The 21,189-nt window shown below is 39.1% G+C and carries 22 protein-coding genes; 14 read left to right on the top strand and 8 right to left on the bottom strand.

The features are described 5' to 3' along the window. Positions 1-460 precede the first annotated feature (460 nt). Genes LC653_RS17500 through LC653_RS17490 form a run of 3 tightly spaced genes read left to right on the top strand, consistent with a single transcriptional unit; the run spans position 461 to position 2,594 of the window. Entirely contained in the window at positions 461-949 is a 489-nt protein-coding gene (locus tag LC653_RS17500) for an ankyrin repeat domain-containing protein (protein WP_229495676.1), read from the top strand. Further along, positions 912-2,198: a SagB/ThcOx family dehydrogenase gene (locus LC653_RS17495; RefSeq protein WP_229495675.1), complete on the top strand. Its 1,287-nt coding sequence runs from the start codon at positions 912-914 to the stop codon at positions 2,196-2,198. Before LC653_RS17500 ends, LC653_RS17495 begins: the two co-directional genes overlap by 38 nt. Before the next feature lie 18 nt (positions 2,199-2,216). Beyond that, complete coding sequence (locus LC653_RS17490) at positions 2,217-2,594, top strand: hypothetical protein (protein ID WP_229495674.1); 378 nt, start codon at positions 2,217-2,219, stop codon at positions 2,592-2,594. A gap of 150 nt (positions 2,595-2,744) precedes the next feature. On the opposite strand, the gene LC653_RS17485 is transcribed toward LC653_RS17490, so the two are convergent. After that, a complete protein-coding gene (locus tag LC653_RS17485; RefSeq protein WP_229495673.1) occupies positions 2,745-3,212 on the bottom strand; it encodes a hydrogenase maturation protease in 468 nt (155 codons plus the stop codon). Between the two features lie 88 nt (positions 3,213-3,300). On the opposite strand from LC653_RS17485, the gene LC653_RS17480 reads away from it, so the two are divergent. Beyond that, positions 3,301-4,422, top strand: a complete 1,122-nt coding sequence (locus LC653_RS17480; protein ID WP_229495672.1) for a pentapeptide repeat-containing protein — start codon at positions 3,301-3,303, stop codon at positions 4,420-4,422. 27 nt (positions 4,423-4,449) lie between these two features. Here LC653_RS17480 and LC653_RS17475 read toward each other — a convergent pair whose 3' ends face one another. Beyond that, positions 4,450-5,373: a hypothetical protein gene (locus tag LC653_RS17475; RefSeq protein WP_229495671.1), complete on the bottom strand. Its 924-nt coding sequence runs from the start codon at positions 5,371-5,373 to the stop codon at positions 4,450-4,452. A 313-nt stretch (positions 5,374-5,686) separates the two neighbouring features. Further along, complete coding sequence (locus LC653_RS17470) at positions 5,687-5,860, bottom strand: DUF433 domain-containing protein (protein WP_229495670.1); 174 nt, start codon at positions 5,858-5,860, stop codon at positions 5,687-5,689. Between the two features lie 30 nt (positions 5,861-5,890). Between LC653_RS17470 and LC653_RS17465 the strand changes: the two genes are divergently transcribed. Continuing rightward, positions 5,891-6,115 (top strand): FitA-like ribbon-helix-helix domain-containing protein, encoded by a 225-nt coding sequence (locus tag LC653_RS17465; RefSeq protein ID WP_229495669.1) that lies wholly within the window; start codon positions 5,891-5,893, stop codon positions 6,113-6,115. Beyond that, complete coding sequence (locus tag LC653_RS17460; protein ID WP_229495667.1) at positions 6,115-6,507, top strand: type II toxin-antitoxin system VapC family toxin; 393 nt, start codon at positions 6,115-6,117, stop codon at positions 6,505-6,507. The genes LC653_RS17465 and LC653_RS17460 overlap by 1 nt, the downstream gene beginning before the upstream one ends. A gap of 144 nt (positions 6,508-6,651) precedes the next feature. Here the strand turns inward: LC653_RS17460 and LC653_RS17455 are convergent, their stop codons facing one another. Continuing rightward, on the bottom strand, positions 6,652-7,074 hold the full coding sequence (locus LC653_RS17455) for a hypothetical protein (RefSeq protein ID WP_229495666.1): 423 nt from the start codon (positions 7,072-7,074) through the stop codon (positions 6,652-6,654). Between the two features lie 318 nt (positions 7,075-7,392). On the opposite strand from LC653_RS17455, the gene LC653_RS17450 reads away from it, so the two are divergent. Together LC653_RS17450 and LC653_RS17445 are read left to right on the top strand one after the other, a co-directional pair. Beyond that, entirely contained in the window at positions 7,393-8,349 is a 957-nt protein-coding gene (locus LC653_RS17450) for a hypothetical protein (RefSeq protein ID WP_229495665.1), read from the top strand. 516 nt (positions 8,350-8,865) lie between these two features. Further along, positions 8,866-9,372 (top strand): GNAT family N-acetyltransferase, encoded by a 507-nt coding sequence (locus LC653_RS17445; RefSeq protein WP_229495664.1) that lies wholly within the window; start codon positions 8,866-8,868, stop codon positions 9,370-9,372. A gap of 410 nt (positions 9,373-9,782) precedes the next feature. Here the strand turns inward: LC653_RS17445 and LC653_RS17440 are convergent, their stop codons facing one another. The 4 genes from LC653_RS17440 to LC653_RS48285 all read right to left on the bottom strand — a co-directional run bounded on the left by LC653_RS17440 (position 9,783) and on the right by LC653_RS48285 (position 13,832). Further along, positions 9,783-11,378, bottom strand: coding sequence for a nickel-dependent hydrogenase large subunit (locus tag LC653_RS17440; protein ID WP_229495662.1), 1,596 nt, complete (start codon positions 11,376-11,378; stop codon positions 9,783-9,785). A 249-nt stretch (positions 11,379-11,627) separates the two neighbouring features. After that, positions 11,628-12,590 carry a hydrogenase small subunit gene (locus tag LC653_RS17435; protein ID WP_229495660.1) on the bottom strand — a complete coding sequence of 321 codons (963 nt, stop codon included), beginning with the start codon at positions 12,588-12,590 and terminating at the stop codon, positions 11,628-11,630. 585 nt (positions 12,591-13,175) lie between these two features. Beyond that, positions 13,176-13,397, bottom strand: coding sequence for an RpnC/YadD family protein (locus LC653_RS17430; RefSeq protein ID WP_229495659.1), 222 nt, complete (start codon positions 13,395-13,397; stop codon positions 13,176-13,178). Between the two features lie 93 nt (positions 13,398-13,490). After that, complete coding sequence (locus tag LC653_RS48285) at positions 13,491-13,832, bottom strand: DUF2887 domain-containing protein (RefSeq protein ID WP_504828428.1); 342 nt, start codon at positions 13,830-13,832, stop codon at positions 13,491-13,493. A 333-nt stretch (positions 13,833-14,165) separates the two neighbouring features. Between LC653_RS48285 and LC653_RS17415 the strand changes: the two genes are divergently transcribed. The 6 genes from LC653_RS17415 to hypF all read left to right on the top strand — a co-directional run bounded on the left by LC653_RS17415 (position 14,166) and on the right by hypF (position 21,132). Continuing rightward, on the top strand, positions 14,166-15,140 hold the full coding sequence (locus LC653_RS17415; protein ID WP_229495696.1) for a hypothetical protein: 975 nt from the start codon (positions 14,166-14,168) through the stop codon (positions 15,138-15,140). Positions 15,141-15,239: 99 nt separating this feature from the next. Then, positions 15,240-15,506 (top strand): asr0689 family protein, encoded by a 267-nt coding sequence (locus LC653_RS17410; RefSeq protein ID WP_229495657.1) that lies wholly within the window; start codon positions 15,240-15,242, stop codon positions 15,504-15,506. Positions 15,507-15,514: 8 nt separating this feature from the next. Further along, positions 15,515-15,739, top strand: coding sequence for a hypothetical protein (locus LC653_RS17405; RefSeq protein ID WP_229491136.1), 225 nt, complete (start codon positions 15,515-15,517; stop codon positions 15,737-15,739). A gap of 105 nt (positions 15,740-15,844) precedes the next feature. Continuing rightward, positions 15,845-16,690 (top strand): NifU family protein, encoded by an 846-nt coding sequence (locus LC653_RS17400; protein WP_229495656.1) that lies wholly within the window; start codon positions 15,845-15,847, stop codon positions 16,688-16,690. Between the two features lie 802 nt (positions 16,691-17,492). After that, positions 17,493-18,707 carry an NHL repeat-containing protein gene (locus LC653_RS17395; RefSeq protein ID WP_229495655.1) on the top strand — a complete coding sequence of 405 codons (1,215 nt, stop codon included), beginning with the start codon at positions 17,493-17,495 and terminating at the stop codon, positions 18,705-18,707. Positions 18,708-18,783: 76 nt separating this feature from the next. After that, positions 18,784-21,132: a carbamoyltransferase HypF gene (gene hypF / locus LC653_RS17390; RefSeq protein WP_229495653.1), complete on the top strand. Its 2,349-nt coding sequence runs from the start codon at positions 18,784-18,786 to the stop codon at positions 21,130-21,132. Positions 21,133-21,189: the final 57 nt, after the last annotated feature.

Here is a 21,189-nt window from a genome sequence, read left to right as displayed (position 1 = left end):
CCTAACGGTTATACCTCTAGTTGATGATCTTTACAAGAAAGCGTGGTAATGTGCTACAAAACTCAGGATCAAACAATTTAAAAAAATAATATTAATAGGTCTTATCGAAAATATACTTATCAATTAAATATCTTATTATTTTATTCCTAAGATTTTAGAAGCGCTGGATACAAGCGATCGCTCTCTTATAATTGATACTATAGCCAGTCCCCAAGAATCAGCCAAAGCAATTATTTCTCAATTATGCTTTTCTTTTATTTTTCAAGCTTTTTTAAGAAAACTATCTGACGATCTTTATAAATGATTCATAAATTAAACTTATAAAATTGATAGTATATATGTAAATTAAAAGAATTTAGATAACATTTTTTCAAGAATGGTGGGCATTGCTCACCATTCTGTTTACCAAGCAAATTCATACTAGTAAACTAGCACTAACAAAGCTAACTAAGCGATACTTATGAATCAAACCAACAGTCAGAATCTCAGTGAAACTACAATCCAATGGCTAATAGCAAAAGGCTATAATCCTGGCGATTTAAATCAGACAGGTGAAAATGGCGATACAGCTTTGATGAAAGGTACAAGAGAGGGAGTATATCCAGTGGTTAAAGAACTCATTCATGCAGGTGCGGATATCAATGCTCAAAATAGCGATAGCAACAATGCTTTGTGGTTTGCTTGTTTTGGTAATCACTACGATTTAATTAATTTACTGCTTGCTAGCAAGATTAACATAGATAACCAAAATGATAATGGTGCAACTGTTTTAATGTATGCAGCATCAGCCGGAAAGACAGAAGTAGTTAAGTTACTTTTACAATATCAGCCTAATTTATATTTAAAAAACTTAGACGATTATAAAGCAATAGATTTTGCTAGCAACGTAGAAGTCTTAAGGATACTTAAAAATGCCACAAAGCCAGATATCGGGCAAAGCTTATCATGATGCTACCAAGCATTCTTACTTATCGGTACAACTTGATCCAAATTATATAGATGCTTCAACACAGCCATCTCCATTTAAAGTTTATCCCAAGTTTTATCGGAGAGTGAAATTAAATCTCAATAATCCTGTTCATTCTTTTATCTCATTAACCAGTGCGATAACACTGGAAAAAGTATATAAAGATGGCCCATTAAAACTGCGGGTGAATCCATCAGCAGGCGCTCTGTATCCTACGGAAGTTTACGTACAGGTTCGCGGGATTGAGGGAATGGTAAATGGTATATACCATCTAGAAGTTGAGAATAATTGTTTAACTCTCATCTATGAATTAATTGATGATGGGTTGGAGAATTATATTATACCGGGTAAAAGTATCAACGGATTCATCTTTTTAATTAGTTGTGTTTATTATAGGTCTAGCTGGAAATATCAAAATAGAAGCATAAGATATTGCTTCTTAGATAGCGGACACCATTTAGGTGCAATTGCAGCTTCAGCTTTTCTCCACAACCGAGATATACAACTAATTTTTGAGTTTGATAAACTTGCTCTCAATTCAGATTTGGGTTTTGAGAATAAGGAGTTTATTACTGCTTGTGCGGTGTCAGGAGAACTACAAGACAAGAAAATCAGACGTTTAAGGCTGAAAGTTCCTTTTGTGTCTGGTACTGATTATTTTAAATCTAATCAATTTATTGAAGATGCCTATCAAGCAACAACTCTACAAAAGAGTCGTCAGCAGAAATTAGAGTATCCTCAATTTGGCTTCGACAAGGATAAATTTTATCAAGTTGTTTGGAATAGACGTTCTATTAGACGTTTCCGGAAAGAGTCTATTTCTCAAGAAGATTATTTATATATAGTGCAGCAACTTGAGCAGTCAATACCGACAGAAAACTATGAGGAGATAGAAATTTACTCAGTGGTGCATCGGGTAGAGGGAATGACACCTGGGTTATATAAAGGTACGTATCTGGTTAAAACGGGTAATTTTACTGAAAAGACGGGTTACTTATGCATTAATCAGGCTATCGCTAAAGATAGCGCTGTAACTTTATTTTTCGTGTCAGATTATTTAAACTATCAAACTGCTATGCAAATAGCTGGTTTTCTTGGGCAGAGGCTTTATTTAACTAGTAATTATTTGGGGATTCAGTGTAGTGGTATTGGTGCTTATTATGATGACGAAACCCAAGAATTATTAGAAACAAATAAAGATGTACTTTATGGAATGGTGATTGGAATATAAGCAGGAAGCTAAAGAGAGATGGCTAGAAAGATGTATTACTTAAATGGTGATGACTCACATCCGATACAACCGACATCGGCAGATATTATACTGCGTCAGCAACTAGAGTATTCTATTAGTAGATACTTTTATGACGCTTGCGATCGCACTATTCAAAATCTTCTATCTAATTGTCGGTGGTATGTCACAACCCACGCCAGCGCGATGACATTAGTAATTGAATGTCCCGACCAAGTTACCAACTGGCGTATCTTACAACAAATTGTGCCGATGGGGACATTACTTAACCAAATTATCAGCAGCGCCAAAATCCGCGTTTGTCCGCCAGAAAGTCAAGGCGTACCTTTTGAAATGAGGGTAGATGAACTCTCTGTATACCGTGATTTGGCGGGATGAGAAGATGGGGAGATGAGGAAATAAAGGGAATAACTAATACCAACTCTGTCAAATCAGGCGACACATTCAAACTCCGAAACCCAGAGCATCACTGGCTTTCTTAATTACGAATTACGAATTACGAATTGGTATAATGCCCCATACCCACATCTAGACATTCTGTTTGATAAGTGCAGCTACCTCTTCAAAAACCAAATCGGCAGAATGTTTAACAGCAGGACTTAACTCTAGTCCCAAATCAAGATTTGCCGCCTCAATTAAATAAACTATTACATCTTGGGGAAAGTCATTTTCAAAGATTTTCCGTCCGGCGGCTAAAGCATTATCCCAACGAAAATCATGCAAGTTATAACTGGGTTCCGGTAAAGCTTCTAATTCTTTGCCAGGAACCTTAAATATTGCACCCGGTTCTGAATTAGTTGAACTTGCATCAATAATTACTAATTGTTTGCTACCTCTAGCTTGAAACATCACCTCCATCCCTGCGGTTCCACAGTCATACACCCGCACATTAGGATGAAGATTTTCGGCTAGATATTGTTGTAAGCGTTGAGCAATGATTACGCCTACAGCGTCGTCACTACGATTTAGATTGCCGCAACCAATTATGGTCAACATTAGATGAGCCTAATACAACTATTATTAACTTGATTTTAGATATAAAAACAGATATTGTAAGCTAATGAGCATTTCAGTTGCGATCGCTATGAACAATTATAGAAAATTTGGGTCAAAGTCTTTTCAATTACTCATTCGTAAAATTATTTTTTCATTTTCACTAACTTTTCTTATTATTCTGATTGTCAATCGATTAGAGCAAGTTACATCAACCAAGTCAGAGCGTTGTCCCATAAATGAATATTCAAATTGGTGTTTTCTGAAAGAGCTAGCCCCTGTGATTAAAGTTGATAATGTTGAAAGTTTTAGTATATTGTTTGCGGCAATTTTATTTATTGTTGATAGCAATAGACGTAAAAAAAGCGAGCGTGCTAAAGCATGGCAAGAACTTGGTAATAGTGATATTGCACTAATGCAAACAATTCAAAATTTAAATAATGACGGTGATTCACTAACAGGATTAAAAGCTTCAGGAAAAAGTTTGAAGGGAATCAAAATACCAGGAGCCGACCTAAGTGAATCTGACCTGAGAAATACTGACTTAAGTGGGGCAAATTTGAGCAAAACCAACCTCAAACAAGCTAAACTCACGGGAGCTAACCTTTATGAAGCCGATCTCTTTAGATCTGATTTAAGCGCAGTATCTGATAACACAGCTACACTTGTAAGAACTGACTTGATTTTTACTAAACTTACAAAAGCTCAACTAATTGGGGCAAATCTCTCTCAGGCTGACTTGAGTCTAGCTTTGCTTGATAATGCTATTTTTAGTCGAGAACCAAATGCATTGGAAAAATTTTTAATTATTCTTCCCTTAACTAAAACTAATAGCTTTTCTTTTAAAGCCGACTTGAGTCAAGCTTTACTTACTAGTGCTTCACTCATTCAAGCCGAACTCAAGGGAGTTAATCTTAGTCGAGCCGAGCTTCAGAATGCTAATTTAACTGGAGCTTTCCTTAATGGTGCTGACCTCACTGAAGCTGTTCTTGAACAAGCCAACCTCAAGTCAGCCTCTCTTGAAGATGCTATTTTCATCAAAGCTAATCTTACTGGAGCTAATCTCAAACAAGCCAACCTCAAGTCAGCTAAATTTCAAGATGCTAATCTCACAAATGCGGATTTTACTGGAGCTAAAGAATTTGATCCAGCTAATTTTAAGGAAGCAACATTTAAAAATACAACTCTGCCTGATGGAACCAAAAAATCTTAGAAATTGACATAAATATTTCAAATTATACTATGGAATATTGACTTCTACTGTATCAATTTTTTCGATCAGTTGTGATACCTCTATAGTTATATTTGTATCCTCCAAGGAGTTTTCTTGAACTTTTAACTTTAACCAAACTCCTTCGTTATCATAATTTACTTGAGAAAGAATAACTACATTTTTCTTTCTTAAATTGTTAAGTTTTTGAGAGATCAATGTAAATTGATCTTTATTAGCATTAGCTAGATGCTCTGAGCTAGAATCTATCTCATCAGATGAATTTATTACTTGGTCATTATCTATTAATTCTAAATATTTATTCACAGATTCTTCCACTAATTCTCTTATCTCAGTTGTGAATCCATGAATGCCAGCAGAATCATCCTTTGCGTTTAAAATACATACATCATAAATTAAATCTGCCTTTTCAACTTCTAGATTAATTCCTAAAGTAATATTACTCATTTCTCTATCTGATAAATAATTTTTAATTGCAATTCCAACTCCAGATCCAACTACTCCACCTACCATAGCGGGAGTTCCCATTAATCGTTGTGCAGCTCCAGCTAATGCAGTCAATCCGACTACTTTGAATAATAGAGATAAAGTTTTATTATCTTTATTATCTTTATTATCTTTATTATCTTTATTATCTTTATTATCTTTATTATCTTTATTATACTGATAAATACAGTCAACTAACACTTGACGTTCTGAAATATCTATTCCTTTATATTTAAATGATTTTAAAATGTGTTGACTATAGTAACTTAACTTTTTCTCCTCAATTTTGGCTATTTTTTCTCGAAGTAAACCTTCACCTATTCTTATACCGAATTCTTGAGTTAAAGGGTCATAATCTAAGGCATTATTATTACCTTTAAAAATGGTGATTCTATATTCATTCAACTTTGAGTCATTCAACTTTGAGAGTGGTTGTTCTGAAGTCATAGTTAGATTAGTTTTATTTGATTTAAAGTAGCTTTCATGGTGAAAGAATGCTTTCACTCACTAATATTTTATATCATTCCAACAATTAGTGCTTTTTACATCGCTGATGTTCAAGCAAGGTTTTTGTGTCTCTCTACCTTAAGTGTAGCCTAGCTTCATACCTCAACACAACATAACTGATTACTTTAGGCTGATAAGTAGATGGACGTAAATAAATATAATATGCTCTGTCATTGCGAGGAACGAAGCAATCGCGGAGACTGGGATTGCTTCGTCGTTCCTCCTCGCAATGACATCTTACGTTTAATTATGTCTACTTACTTACTAGTGCGATCGCATACTGGAGACAAGCACCGATATCATCAATTTGTAGGTCTAGATAGTAGTCTCGGATAATTTCTTCAAAAGAAAGCCCATCATTGAGCAGTTCAAGAATGCTTTGTACCTTGGATGCCAGCAAACTGCTAGCATAAAGGTAATAATCCACTAGTCGAATAGCACTAGCAAAGGAGGCAGTATGGCAACAATTACCATTCGCAATATATCTAATGAGTTAGTCGATCGCATTAAACGCTTGGCAGAACAAAAGGGGATTTCGATGGAGCAAGAAGTCCGCGATTTGTTGCAAAAACGCTATGGACAACGTGATGAAGTGCTTGCTCGTATTCGTCAACGGGCAAAGGCGTTACCGATGGAATCAGAAAGTCGGATGCAGACTTGGAAATCTGAAGGACGATCCTGATGGTGATTGATACGATGGTATTTGCTTATGCACTCTTACACGTAGAGGACAGGTATGAACAGGCGATCGCTGCTTTAGAAACTGTAGATCAGATTGTGGTGCCTGATTCGTTGTTTGCCGAGTTGGGCAATGTGATTTGGCAATGGATACAATTTCGGCAACTACCGTTGCAAATAGGTTTAGATGTGCTGCAAGATGCTGAGGCATTGGTTGATGTAATGATTTCTAGTTCTCAAATTCGGGATGTTGCTCTAAAACTGGCAGTAGAGGCAAGTCATTCGTTCTACGATACGTTATTTGTGGCAGCAGCAATTCAATCTGATACTCAGGTGCTAACTTATGATCGGAAACTGGCGGCTAAGTTTGGCGATCGCGTTGTATTGCTGGAATAGGATAAATTAAAATTCAAAGATAGATGACACCATGAATACTGGTATCGAGTAGGCTCTAATTCAGGCAATTAGAAATGACTAAAACAGAGGCTCTGACTAATATTATTGACAAAGCCTCTGAAAAATAATTTACCAGCCAATAAACTACAAATCTACACCATGTTTTTTGGCAACTTCAGTTAGTTTCTCATACTGATGTTGTGATGCTTGACTTAATATCTCTTCAGCCTGTTCTTTAGTACTTCCTTCTTTAGGAATTAAATACTTGATATAAAGAGATACAAAATCGGCTACGATCGCTAAACCGGATAAAGCATGTTGGTCAGCTTCCTTACCAGCGATCGCAGCTACCAAACCTGCTTTAATTGGGTCTGGTTTAACTTTCATGAACTGATCAACAAGTTTCGGAATGTAGTCTGCTGGTGGCAAGTTATCTAACTTACTTCTGTCGGGAGTAAAGTTACATTCTGCGGCTTTTGCCTGCTCTAAAACACACCATTCGATGAATTCTTGCAATGCTGCATCGGGAACGCGAGGGAGATATTGATGTAGCGCTAAATCAGACACAAGCTTACCGTGTAAATTGCTGTTTTATGCAAATGCATTAAGGCAAGCCTAACGCATCGTTTCTAGATGTTTTGGTGTGTTACGCTACGACTTTTGAATAAATAGTTAGATTATTAGATATCTCAAGCAAAAATCATCCTAGAGTAGAGCGATGATGCCTGTCATAGTGAAATAATTGTCGATTAACGGTAAAACCACAATTACAAGGATATATTTTAAAGAATATTTACAGATGTATTCAAGTTGTATTTCTCATGGGAATCTTAAGAAGATTATCACCCACTTTGATTAATTAGTTTAAGGAAGGCAGAGTTAGCTATGGGAAAAGATTATGTTTTATTTCTGCATGGCGTAAATGTACGGGAATCGAAAGAAAACGAAAGGAACCAGAATTACACCTATGCCGACAAGTTGTTTAACTTGATTGTTGAGCTAGTCCGGCAGAAAGATCGTAATCGTGAATGCATCAAAGTGCCTCTTTACTGGGGTGATGTCAACCAAAGCGCCTTGAATGAACTACTAACAAACCTGCAAGGCTCGTCTAAGTGGAACCAACTCTGGTTTCAGGATTTTCGCCAGAAGCAAATATTGCAATTTGTCGGGGATGGAGGACTTTACATCAGTCGCCTAATTGGATCAATGGCGGCTGACCAACTCAAAAAGCAAACATTTAAAGGCTTAGAAAAGTATAAACAGGATGATCGCCTACATTTGGTGACTCACAGTTGGGGGACGGTCGTACTGTTTGATATTCTGTTTGCCAGCCGTTGGGATAATCAGGAAATTCCTGGCTATCCAAGTGTAAAGGCTATTCGAGATCAGCTTTATGGCATTGGGGACAAGCCTAAAGAAGGTATCCGGCTGGCTAGCATTCAAACTATGGGTTCTCCCATCGCCTTGTTCAGCTTAATTAGTATCAATGGTAGAAATGCTAATGATGAAAGTACTCATGACATCAGCCCTGGTTTAAGTAATTTGTTGAAGAACCTTACCCAAGGAGATCGAGAGTTGTCTTGGCTCAATTTTATGCATCCTGGTGATCCAATTGCTTGGCCGCTAGAAAATGTCATCACCAAGTTAATTCCCGATTCTGGTTCTTACGTTCACGTAGAAGACGTTCTTACTGGTGACTCTGGTTTCTTGAATTTATTTGCTCAAACTCCCCCCATTAGACAAACGTTTTTGGCTTTGGCAAACGGCGGCAGCGCTCACGGAAGTTACTGGCAAAATAAAGATGTAGCACAGCGAATAGCAGCAAATATTCTAACAGCTTAATACTATTGTGTTTTAATCAAGCTCTATATTTCGTTTTTTACCTTTTCCTCTCTGCGCTTTTAGCATCTTTGGGACTTCCAGTTAAAAAAATATTACATCGTAGGGGCGCAAGGACTTGCGCTCCTAAAAATCTAGAAATAATTTTGGATAATTTATTTATTTCTTGAAAATCCCTTTGCGGTTGATGATTTATTTGAGGGTATAAATGCAGAAAACCTACTGAGCCAGCAAGCTGTAAGTGATATGAAAACTTTTACTGCGATCGCTCAAAGAGATCCTGATACTAAGTTCTATGTCGGCTATGTCCCTGACTTTCCTCGAACACATTCTTAAGGCGAAACCTGGATGAGTTGCAGGATAAATTGGCGTGAAGTGATTAAGATGCTTCTAAAGGATGAGGATCTGGTGTTCGAGACGGAGTTTGTAAGTACACAACAGATTGTGGTTTACTAGACTTAGACTATGGGTAATGTTTCTATTCTTATAAATGCTGGAGTTGCAGTGAGGTCTTAACTAATGACTTTAATACTTGAAACTCAGAGGCTGTTGTTAAAACCAATTTTGGAGAGTGGGCTGAACACACTACACGCTATTCTCATTGACTCATACGTGAGAAAGTATCTGTGCGATGACAAAATTTTTCCATTGCAACAGGTTGAAGAAATGGTGATACAAAGCCAGAATAGTTTTGAAGAAAAAAAATTTGGTTTATGGTTTATTGAGACTAAAAATGAGCAAGAAACCATTGGCTTTGTTGGTTTGTGGGATTTCTTTGATGAAGAACAGCCCCAATTAGTTTATGCTTTGCTGCCTGAAGCAACCAAAAAAGGTTATGCTACCGAAGCTGCAACCAAGATGTTGGAGTATTGTTTTAATAAACTTAACTATCAGTATCTTTTAGCAAGCTGCGATCGCCCAAACCTTGAATCACAAAAAGTAACAGAAAGAATAGGCATGACAAAGGTGGATGAAAAAATCGTCAATGGCAACCCTTTAGTATTTTTCAGGATTGAGAGGTTGTAGGTAAAAATATTGTAACTATTGATAAGTCACTAGTGCGTGCGGCATAACACAGCGTTGTAGCTGATTGCAATCTAGATTGTCTAGGTCAGTCTGTTGTTTGGGGATGAACGCAATGAGCAGCAGTCATCGCTGAAATAGCAAATGTAGTCGCCGAAGTAGCATTGGAGAGTTTTTAGTTCAAATTGAGTTTTCAAAATAAATTGCATTCATAAAATCAAGTGGCTAAGTGAATCACAATTAGCCACTTGTTACTTAACACCGTGTGCAACTTTTACTCAAACCTAACCCCCCAACCCCCTTCCCTCATAGGGAAGGGGGAAAATTCAAAGCCTCTCTCCTTTTAGGAGAGAGGTTTGGAGAGAGGTCAAAATATTAAGTTGCACATCGCGTTAATTAGTAATTAACATCCTCTAAGCAGTCCGAAAACGCGCCAACTCTTCACCAGTCTTAGCATCATGGGCGTGAACTGTACACACCAAACATGAATCAAACGATCGCGCCACATGACCAACTTCCACCGGGTCGCTAGAATCGTAAATTGGTGTGCCAATTAAAGCTTCTTCAATGGGGCCGCGGATACCTTCACCGTCACGAGGGCCGATATTCCATGTACCTGGGGCAATCACTTGGTAATTCTTAATTTTACCGCCCTCTATTTCTACCCAGTGACTCAAAGAACCGCGTGCTGCTTCCGTTGCACCCCAACCGCGACCATCTTTTTCTGTGGGTTTGATATACCAAGGGTCGTTTAATTTGAATTCGCGTAAACAGTGTTCAGCTTGCCGATATAACTTGACAAGTTCGTGAACTCGTGCTAGCTGACGCACATGAATACTAGCACCACCCATCTCCTTGAATACATCTAGAATAAAGCCGTCGTAGTGTTGCCAAGATTCGCCATGTTTACCACCAGCTACTAATTGACGCGCTAAGGGGCCAGTTTCCAAACGTCCGAAGTCTTTGTGAAGGATTGCACTCGACCAAGAGTAGGCGTTATCGAAGTCTTTTGTATTATTTGCAGTGGGTTTAGTGGTGCGATCGCTAGGGTGAATATCCTCTGTCCCTTCATCGTACCAAGAGTGAGTTGTATTCTCGCGGGTAAATGACTGATCCATTAAAGTGTGAGTGTGTGCGAAGCTGTCATACACTCCACTTTTCATGATCATCGCCGCATTTCGTCCTTCAATAGTCGGCTTTTGGTATTTATCTTCATGGGCTAAATATCCCCAAGTCACATATTTACCAACACCAGCGCCATATCTATCTAAACCGATATCTAAACCCATGCGCCAATAAAAACCTAAGTCGGAATCTCGATGATTTCGGTCTTCATCCAACCAATCTCTAAAGTCATCATAAGTTTGGATTTGTTCGTAGCGTTCTAAAGAACAACCCAACCACACTGGTTCTAACCAATTGGTGCGGAAATATTCTAGAATCGCCCAAGCGCGGGTAATGTCTGTTAAAGTGGGGGCGCACATCACGCCACCGGGAACCATGTAGCTAGAATGGGGCCATTGTCCGCCTAATAGTGCATAAATTTCTACGGGTTTAGCGGAAATTGTTATGCCTAGTTCATAAGATTTGCCAGTGAAAGCAGCAAAGCGTCTGGTAGCTTCCTCATAAAAGCGACTATGGCGGTATTTTTTATTGGTTAAATCAATAGCAAACAATCCATAAAAATAGCGGGGAATGCTTTGAATTGTCTCGACAATTTGACCAAGATTTCTAGCTAAAATTGCATTGCGGGGAACTTCTGTTTCCCAAGCTGTATCTAATGCCCAAGATGCACAAGTTAGGTGAGAACCGCCGCAAATACCGCAAATGCGAGGTGTGACTATTAATCCGGCTTGGGGGTCTTTACCGCTTAGGATAACTTCAAATCCGCGAAATAATTCGGCATGTGTCCAGGCGTTGACTACTCTTCCATGTTCAATATCGACTCGGACATCTAAATCGCCTTCAACTCTACCGACGGGCGAAATGTCTAATGATTGAATTGTCATTTGTCATTTGTCCTTTGTCATTTGTTATTTGTTATTTGTCATTGGTCATTTGTCATTTGTTGTTCAATAAGAGGTTGTTTGAAAAATGGTGACTGAGGTATCCAAAACTTTAGATCCTCCTAAATCCTCCTTAAAAAGGAGGACTTTGAGAAGGTTATTCCCCCCTTTTTAAGGGGGGCTAGGGGGGATCTGGATACAAGCGTAGACTTTTCAAACATCCTCTAATGACAAAGGACTAATGACTAATGACTAAACTGTAAAAAAGTCTTCTTCTGCCCAAGGTGGTGCTGCATCTTTTGCAACCATTGTGAGTAAGGCGTAGTCTTTTTTGTTCACCCCTGGCGGTAATTCTTTGGGAACTCCCATTACTGTTTGGGTTTTGAATACTGTTCCTGGTTTGAGGTCAAAAAAGGGAAATTCAGGTTCGGTGCAACCTAAACAAGGCATTCCGGCGCGAGTTTTGGAAGAGACGCGATTCCATAAGATGCGGTTGCAGGAGGAATGAGTCATGGGGCCACGACAACCCAAGTCGTAGAATAGACAGCCTTTGCGCTGTCCAAATTCGGCGGTTGAGGCTTTGTAGGCAAAGTGGACGTTACGGGTACAACCTGTTTGGGTATAGCTGTTAAAGAAGGTTTGGGGACGATTTAGTTCGTCGAAAGCAATGTCTGCTATGCGTCCAGTAGCGATCGCAACTAATATCTGCGTAATCCAGTCGGGATGGGCGGGACATCCAGGTATATTAATTACAGGTAATCCGGCTTGAGATACAAAGTCTTTCCCTAAAAAACCGCCTTCTTGACGCTTGAGAAATTGCAAACCTTCCGATTCGCTGGGGTTGGGAGACATGGCGGGAATTCCTCCCCATGTGGCACAGTCTCCCACAGCTACGATAAATTGAGCAACTTTGGCGAGGTCTGCTAACCAGTCTTTCATGGCGCGATCGGCAAACCTATTCCATTCGCCTGTACCGTTGGGGGCATTAACAACGCTGCCTTCAAATACCAGGATATCTAAAGGAATCGTGCCAGAAATACAATCCCGCAGCAGTGTTTGTAAGTTGTTACCCAGTTCCAATCCCAAAGATGGATGCCAAAGTAAATTGATGCCAAAGTCGGCAATTAAATCGCAGACTGTCGGTTCTTCGGCGTTGAGAAATGACATGGTGTTGCCTGAACAAGCACCACCTTGCAGCCATAGTACATTAGTCATCGGCTAGGTGTTTTTGTATTGTTTACCATGCATGATGTAGGTGATAATGCTTGTAAAGTCTCACCTGTTTATCAATATTTATTTTTCAATTTTAAGATACTTTTTTATTTAATTCACTTTCATTAAAAAAGAATTAATCATTAAGAATAACTGAAATTACATTGAGATTAATTTCAAGAGTTATGTCTGTTATCTATGTAACACATTTAAAAAATAAAAAATAGTAAAAATAAAATTACCTTTTGTTTTTAACTCTTAACGTTCGCTACTTGCAGGTGATTGGCTATCCAAATGTTAAAGACTGGAGTCCACTACTACCAACCGCTAATGCGGGTGAGGTAATGATATGAGTATCTTAAGCCGTCAGATTTTAATGCAATAACTCAATACGCTTGGGTTAAGGCTTGATCCTCCCTAACCCTCCTTAAAAAAGAGGAAATTAAGCCCCCCTTTTTAAGGGGGGTTGGGGGGATCTTCCGGGGCAAAATATCCTTAACACTAAGCGTATTGTGCAATAACTGAGTCAAATAAAGCAAAATATCGGGGCGCAAAGTCTTGCGCCCCGTCAGGTATATATCAATTGTTTTAAGATTTCGGTTGTGCAGCTTGCCTAACAACTTGTTCGTCCAAGCCTAAGCCTTGAGCTATCTGCTCAATACTCAACCCAAATGCTAATAACTGAGGTATCGCTTCTAACTTACCTTCTTGTTTAGCTTCTTCAAAAACTTCTTGCTTACCTTCTTTTTTACCTTCTTCAAAAACATCTTGGAAAAATCTAGTTTGCCTCAAGTCATTTAATTCAAACATTTTTCCGATCTCCTCTTGGCTCAATCGCGGCAACTTGTAGATTAATATCGTCTCTATTAAACGCACTGTTAAGCCTTCGCGCACCCTATTGTTTTAGGATTTCGGTTGTGCAGCTTGCCTAACAACTTGTTCATCCAAGCCTAACGCTTGAGCTATCTGCTCAATACTTAAACCCAGCACTAATAACTGGGGTATCGTTTCTAACTTCCCTTCTTGTTTGCCTTCTGCAAAAACATCTTGGTAAAATCTAGTTTGCTTTAACTCATTTGCTCCAAACATTTTTCCGATCTCCTCCTGGCTCAATCGCGGCAACTTGTAGATTAATATCGTCTCTATTAATTGTATAATTTTCCTAATAGTAGCGACATCTGGAATTTGCTGTCGGGCACTGTTGACTATTTCTATAGCTTTTGTTGTCGCAACTGGATATAGTATGTCAACAATTCAATAAAGAATATTTGCATTGTGTCAGGTGATGATACAAAAAGTATTTTAAAAATATTAGGTGTTTAAAGCTGACATTAATATTAGCAATTCCCCAGTAGAATTTTAGAAATAGGGTGTTTTATAGTAAACAAATTGATTGGGCATGGGGTCAACTGTTTCCCTACTCCCTAATCCTAGTTTCAGACAAAAAGGGGAATTCCGCCTAAAGGACTCGAAGCCTGCGTAAATCAGTATGGCCCGTGATTAGACGCGATGGCGTGTCTTGATCATTCATGGGTGTTGACAGATTCAATTCCCAATAGGCTAGAGTACGGCAGAGTTATGACCCCCAGCATTACAGATTCGGCGGTGAAGGCTGCGTTAGCAGCTGTTGCTTCAGAGTCAGCCACAGCAGAGGAAAAAATCCAAATGCTGATCGAGATAGCACAGGGTTTTCAAAAAAAGCCCAAAGCTGCCCAAGACTTGCGAAATGCAGTTGGGTTATATTACCGGGCCTATCAAATGTGTGGTGAGGAGTATCCCCTACTAAAAGCCAGGGCCCAAGTGGGGATGGCGGGGACGTTACAGGCAATACCGGATGCTGACTACCAACTGCTGCTGCAAGCGAAAGTCGGTTATGAAGAGGCGTTACCGATTTTACAACAATTAGCGTCGCCAGAGGAAGTAGCAGAGACACAGATGAATTTTGGGCTGGTGTTGCAGTCGCTTGTACCGTTCAATTTGGCGCGGATAACCGACAGCATCCAGGCTTATCATGAGGCGTTACGGGTGTTTACTTGGGAAGATTACCCCCAGGAATACGCGATTTTGTATAACAATATTGCGATCGCTTACCTTTGTATGCCTTTAGCATCGGAACGGGAATACTTGCGCCAAGGGTTAGCTGTGCAATCATTTGAGGTAGCACTAAAGCATATTAATCTGATTGACCATCCTAGAGAATATGCGATGTTGCAAAACAATTTAGGTAACGCTTTGCAATATTTAGTGAGTTCCCATCCTGTGGAGAATAATTTAAGGGCGATCGCAGCTTATGACGAAGCGCTAAAAGTGCGTAACGCCAAAGATACACCCCTAGAGTACGCTAACACAATTTCTAACAAAGCCAACGCTTTATTCAACTTACCAGACGACCAGGAAAAACCAGAAGCTGGTAATCCCAATAATCTTTTGCAAGCGCGTATCTACTATCAAGACGCTTTAGAAATATTTACGAAATACCAACAAATTGCACAAGCAGAGGTAGTAGCCCAAGCGCTACAAGATGTAGAAGCAGAAATAGGGAATAGGGAATAGGGAATAGGGAATAGGGGATAGGTTAGTTATTCTTTCTCCCTCATCTCCCCACTCCCCACTCCCTACTCCCCTAATTCCTAACAATCAGGACAAAACAGCATGAGAGATATTTTTACCTACCCAAATGTGATAAATTTTATCACAAGTTTAGCAGATGGCGACTTGAACATAGCAACAGAAGTTGTGTGGTTAATCATCGCTACATTCTTGTCTATGGTCGGCGGTGCAATTGGCGGAATGCTGTTAGCTGGGAAAGACATAGGTTATCAGTTTTCAGCAATGCTTGGTGCATTATTTGCCCCGGCGGGTGTAATTCCCGCCATCTTGTTAGGGCTTGCTGCCTTAAATTTATTGACAAACTATTAGGAGACAATATGTTAGAGATAGGGTGGTTTTCAGCCAAGTTATTTTTTAAAGGAAAGCTACTACGCGACCCAGTGTATTTTGTCAAGCAAACTACTATTGGTATTGCTGTAGGTTTCTTACTGTTAGTGTTACTCGCACAAGCTCCAATTCCCTTCTACTTACCAATAATCTTATCTAGTTTAGTGACAGGCATCATTATGCCATTTCTCCTCAAAGATTTCAAAATGAAGTGATTAGTCATTGATGAATAACCAATGACCAATGACTAATGACCAATGACCAATGACCAATGACCAATGACCAATGACCAATGACTAATGACTAATGACCAATGACTAATGACAAACCTTGAAGAATTAGTTCAGGAAATTAACCGCTTTGAGGCGATTATATCCGAGTGGGATGAAAGCCAAAGGTGTGTAGCAGTAGGTCTGAAAAGAGCAATTGAGGCTTTGCATAAAGCTGCATTGACTAATTTGATTAAAAGCCTAAAGCAAGAATCAATGTCAGCTTTGCGTCATGCTGTTGCTGATGAAGTAGTGTATGCAGTGCTGCTTTATCATGAACTAGTTAAACCGCCAAAAGTACCATTAGCACAGCGTATTCAGACAGCCCTTGAAGAAGTTCGCCCAGGTTTAAAAAGCCATAATGGGGATGTAGAATTAGTGGCAATTAAGTCACCAGATACAGTAGAAGTTAGACTAATAGGAACTTGCAGCAGTTGTCCAGCTTCTACTTTAACTTTGTCTCAAGGAGTAGAACAGGCGATAAAAAACCATTGTCCTGAAATTACCAAAGTAGTTGCGGTCAATAGCAGTCCTACTATTAACAAAGCGAATTCTGGTTTAATCAGTCCATTTTCTGCAAAAATAACTTCTACCTGGATCAAAGTGGCGACTATTGATCAAGTTCCTGAATTTAGTGTATTGGCAGTACAACTTGCTGGTACTTCACTAATTTTACATCGTCAAGGCGTTACAGTTAAATCTTACCGTAATGCTTGTACCCATCTAGGATCTCCCTTAGAAAAAGGTAAAGTTGAAAATGGTATTATTACCTGTCCTGCCCACGGATTCCAGTACAAATTAGAGACAGGTAAATGCTTAACCGTTCCTGATGTTTCGCTTCAGTCGTATCCAGTCAAGGTTAAAGACGATAAGGTTTTTGTGAAACTACAAAAATGATGATGCGAAGATAAGATTTCAGCAAATATACTAGGCAATTAGTCAATCACCGCTAATTTACTTTTTCATTTCAGTAGTTCGCGCATTCATCTTAATGTTTTGTGCAAGCAAAATGCCTGAATGCTTTCTCAATATCTCTGAATTTATTCTCATTTGTGTAATTCAGGTAATTATTTTAGGGCTTTGAGAAAGCAAAAGGTCATTTGACTTACTCAAAATGACTTTTGACTTACTCATTTTAGTGTTTTCCGCAAGCAAAATGAGCTTTGACTTTCTCAAAAGGTCATTTGACTTATTCATTTTGGTGTTTTCCGCAAGCAAAATGAGCTTTTACTTACTCATTTTAGTGTTTTCCGCAAGCAAAAGCAGCTTTTACTTACTCAAACCCCAGTTTGCTTTCTCATTTCAGTACATCGCGCACTCATGCCAAAAATTCGCTATGTAGCAAAAGTTACTATAGCGGTTCCCACTCAGGTGCGGTACAAAATTAATCGCAAGGTGTAGGGGCACGGCATGCCCATGCGTGTCAACTTAAGCTAAAAATAACTTAACTGAAGGCTTGACTCAACCGCCTAGAACTTCAGTTCCTTGCGGGACATAGCTTTTACGTTAAGTTGACACCAATGGGCAAAGACAAGCCCCTACGGGTGTACTATCTTGATTTTTTTAAGCTTGATTAATACAGAACTTGATTAAAGGTTTTAACTGAATTTGAAAAAAGCATAATGCAAAACCGTTACTGTTGTTACATGCTAATCAACATTAATGATTTTAAATAATTATCAGCGTCTATCTGCGGTTCATGGATATCCCAATCAAAATTAATTCAATATCACAATTACCGCTAGAAGCAACAGAAATTTCTCAATATTTGCCTCTATCACCTCAAGGTGCAGAGGTAATTTTAGGTAACATTATTGAACCACAACAATTAGTGATACCTGTAGCACCCAGTCCCACAACAATGTTCGGGCCTCGTGCTGCTTGTTTGTTATCAGAAACAGGCCCCTTATGGGTATCAGATACAGGACATCATCGATTATTGGGCTGGCAGAAATTACCCACCAGAGATAGTCAACCGGCTGATTGGGTAATTGGACAACCTGACTTTTATCATGAAGGACAAAATGCTAAAAGTACACCGGGAAGCGCAACCTTAAGTGTACCAACAGGGATTTGTGCTTGCGGCGAAGGGTTAGCTGTAGCAGACGCTTGGAATCATCGGGTTTTGATTTGGAAAACTTTACCAGAAGATAACAATGTTCCAGCAGATTTGGTGTTAGGGCAAGTTAATTTTACCGAGAATGAACCAAATCGAGGAAATCAGCAAGCATCTGCTAGTACAATGCACTGGCCCTATGGTGTTTTCTATTATCAAGGACGGCTATTTATTGCTGACACTGGTAATCGAAGAGTATTAATTTGGCATCAATTACCAACAGAAAATGGTCAACCTGCTGATGTAGTTTTAGGACAACCAGATATGATATCTCGCAATGAAAACGGCGGTGGTTCTGCAACCGCAGCGAGTATGCGTTGGTGTCACGATATTAGCTTTTGGGGAGAAAATCTGGTTGTCAGCGATGCAGGTAATCACCGAGTAATGATTTGGCAGGGAATGCCTACAGAAAATAATACACCTTGTGCAGTAGTTTTAGGACAAAAAAGCTTTGATTTCGTGGAAATGAATCAAGGAGTTTATTTGCCAAGTGCTAGTAGTTTGAGTATGCCTTATGGTGTGGGAGTGGCTGACAATTGGTTAGTAGTTGCAGATACTGCTAATTCTCGTTTGTTAGGATGGAGAAAGCCAGAATCAATTTTATCACTGCAAAGTTTAGTGGCAGATGGGTTAGCAGGACAAATAAATTTTCAAAGTAAAGGTGAAAATCGTAATTTTGGACTGCCAAAACGAGATAGCTTAAATTGGTGTTACGGGATAAAATTTTGTAGCAATACGGCGATAATAGCTGATTCTGGAAATAACCGAATATTGCTGTGGCAGTTTCGTAATTCGTAATTCGTAATTCGTAATTCGTAATTCGTAATTCGTAATTCGTAATTCGTAATTCGTAATTTTTGAAAGTCAGAATTATATGGCGACTGAAGAAATTAGAGTTCGTGGTACTGTTCAAGGAGTAGGATTTCGCCCTACTGTATATCGTCTTGCTAAAGCTTGCGGTTTGCGTGGAGATGTTTGTAATGATGGACAAGGTGTTTTAATTAGGGTATCTGGTAGTGAAGAAGCAATAACCAAATTTGTTGCCAGATTGCAAACAGAATGTCCACCGTTGGCAAAAATTAATCAACTAATTAGAACTCATTATGAAAGTGAATTGAAATTTGATAATTTTGTGATTTCTACTAGTGTCAGTAATGCCATTAAAACAGAAATTACCCCTGATGCAGCCACTTGTCCACAATGTCAACAAGAAATATTCGACCCCTTTAGCCGCTTTTATCGCTATCCCTTTACCAACTGCACTAATTGCGGCCCCCGCTTGAGTATTATTCGTGCGATTCCTTACGACAGATGCAATACCAGTATGTCTGCGTTTGCTATGTGTTCAGAATGTGCAAAGGAATACCACGATGTCGAAAATCGGCGTTTTCACGCCCAACCTGTAGCTTGTCATGCTTGCGGCCCTTCAGCTTGGTTAGAACGCGCTGATGGTAAATCGGTTACTGCTTCCATGTTCTCGATGCTAGATGATGTTGATGCAGTTTGTACCTTGTTGCAAAAGGGTGAAATTGTAGCAATTAAGGGCTTAGGTGGTATTCATCTAGCTTGTGACGCAACTCAGGAAACCGTTGTAGAAAAACTGCGTCAGCGCAAAAAGCGCTATCATAAACCCTTTGCTTTAATGGCGCGAGATATTGAGGTAATTAAAGAATATTGCACTATTAACGCCAAAGAAAAAGAATTATTGACAAGCCCTGCTGCACCAATTGTTTTACTACAAGCGACAGGCAAAAAAGTAGTAGCACCATCGATAGTATCGGGGCAAAATACTCTCGGTTTCATGCTACCTTATACGCCCTTACATCATTTAATTCTCCGACGGATGAATCGCCCAATTGTTTTAACAAGTGGCAATCTAGCAGATGAACCACAATGTATTGATAATGACGAAGCAAGAGAAAAATTAGGGACAATCGCTGATTATTTTCTCTTTCACAATCGAGAGATTATTAATCGGGTAGATGATTCGGTGGTGAGAGTTATCGGCGATAAAGTCCAAATAATTCGCCGTGCCAGAGGATATGCACCAGCACCAATTAGTTTACCACCGGGATTTGACAATATACCGCAAATTTTAGCAATGGGTAGTGAGTTAAAAAATACCTTTTGCTTATTGCGTCAAGGACAAGCCATTCTCTCTCAACATCTGGGAGATTTAGAAAATGCTGCGGCTTTTAATGCTTACGAAGACACTTTGAATTTATACTTAAATCTATTTGAGCATAAGCCAGAAATAATCGCCATTGATAAACATCCTGAATATCTCTCAAGCAAACTTGGTAACGAACTCGCAGATACAAATCAAATCAAAATTCATCAAATCCAACATCATCACGCCCATATCGCCGCTTGCATGGTAGAAAATGGGATTCCTTTAGATGCGCCTCCGGTATTAGGGATTGCTTTAGATGGTTTAGGTTACGGTGATGATGGTACACTTTGGGGCGGAGAATTTCTTTTAGTAGATTATCGTAAATTTCAGCGACTAGCAACATTTAAACCAGTGGCAATGATTGGTGGTGAACAAGCGATATATCAGCCTTGGCGTAATACTTATGCTCAATTAATAGCTGCTAACCTTTGGGATAATTGCCAACAACAGTACGCTGATTTAGAAATCGTAAAATTTTTAGACAACAAGCCACTCAAACTACTCAATCAACTTATTGAGAAAAGAATTAACTCTCCTCCAGCGTCTTCCGTGGGACGATTGTTCGATGCAGTGGCGGCGGCTATCGGCATTTATAGAGATGAATGTAGCTATGAAGGACAAGGTGCGATCGCAATGGAAGCTATAGTAGATGTAAGCAGCTTAAATAATCATAAAGAAACCCTAATCTATCCTTTTAACTTTAGCTTTTTAGATAGGATTTATTATATAGACCCGCGTCCAATGTGGCAAGCATTGCTCCATGACTTACAGCAGCAGATTCCACAACCAGTTATGGCTGCCAAATTCCACAAAGGTTTAGCTAATGCAATTGTGCAAATGGTTAAATATCTTTCTCAAGAAAATCAGATTTCCCAAGTAGCCCTAACAGGAGGAGTATTTCAAAATCGTATATTGTTAGAGCAAGTTAGCAAACGATTACAAACATTGGGGATAAAAGTACTTACTCACAGCTTAGTTCCAGCTAATGACGGCGGGTTATCTTTAGGACAAGCAGCTATTGCAGCCGCACAATTAATATATGAGTCTTGATATTTGACAAAATTTCTCTCACAAATAATTCTCTCTGCGTCTCTCTTGCCTCTGCGG

Source organism: Nostoc mirabile CHAB5784, from assembly GCF_020829645.1.
Taxonomy (GTDB): Bacteria; Cyanobacteriota; Cyanobacteriia; order Cyanobacteriales; family Nostocaceae; genus Nostoc; species Nostoc mirabile.
Note: the sequence above shows the minus strand (reverse complement) of the source record. Positions and strands in the feature narration are given on the sequence as shown.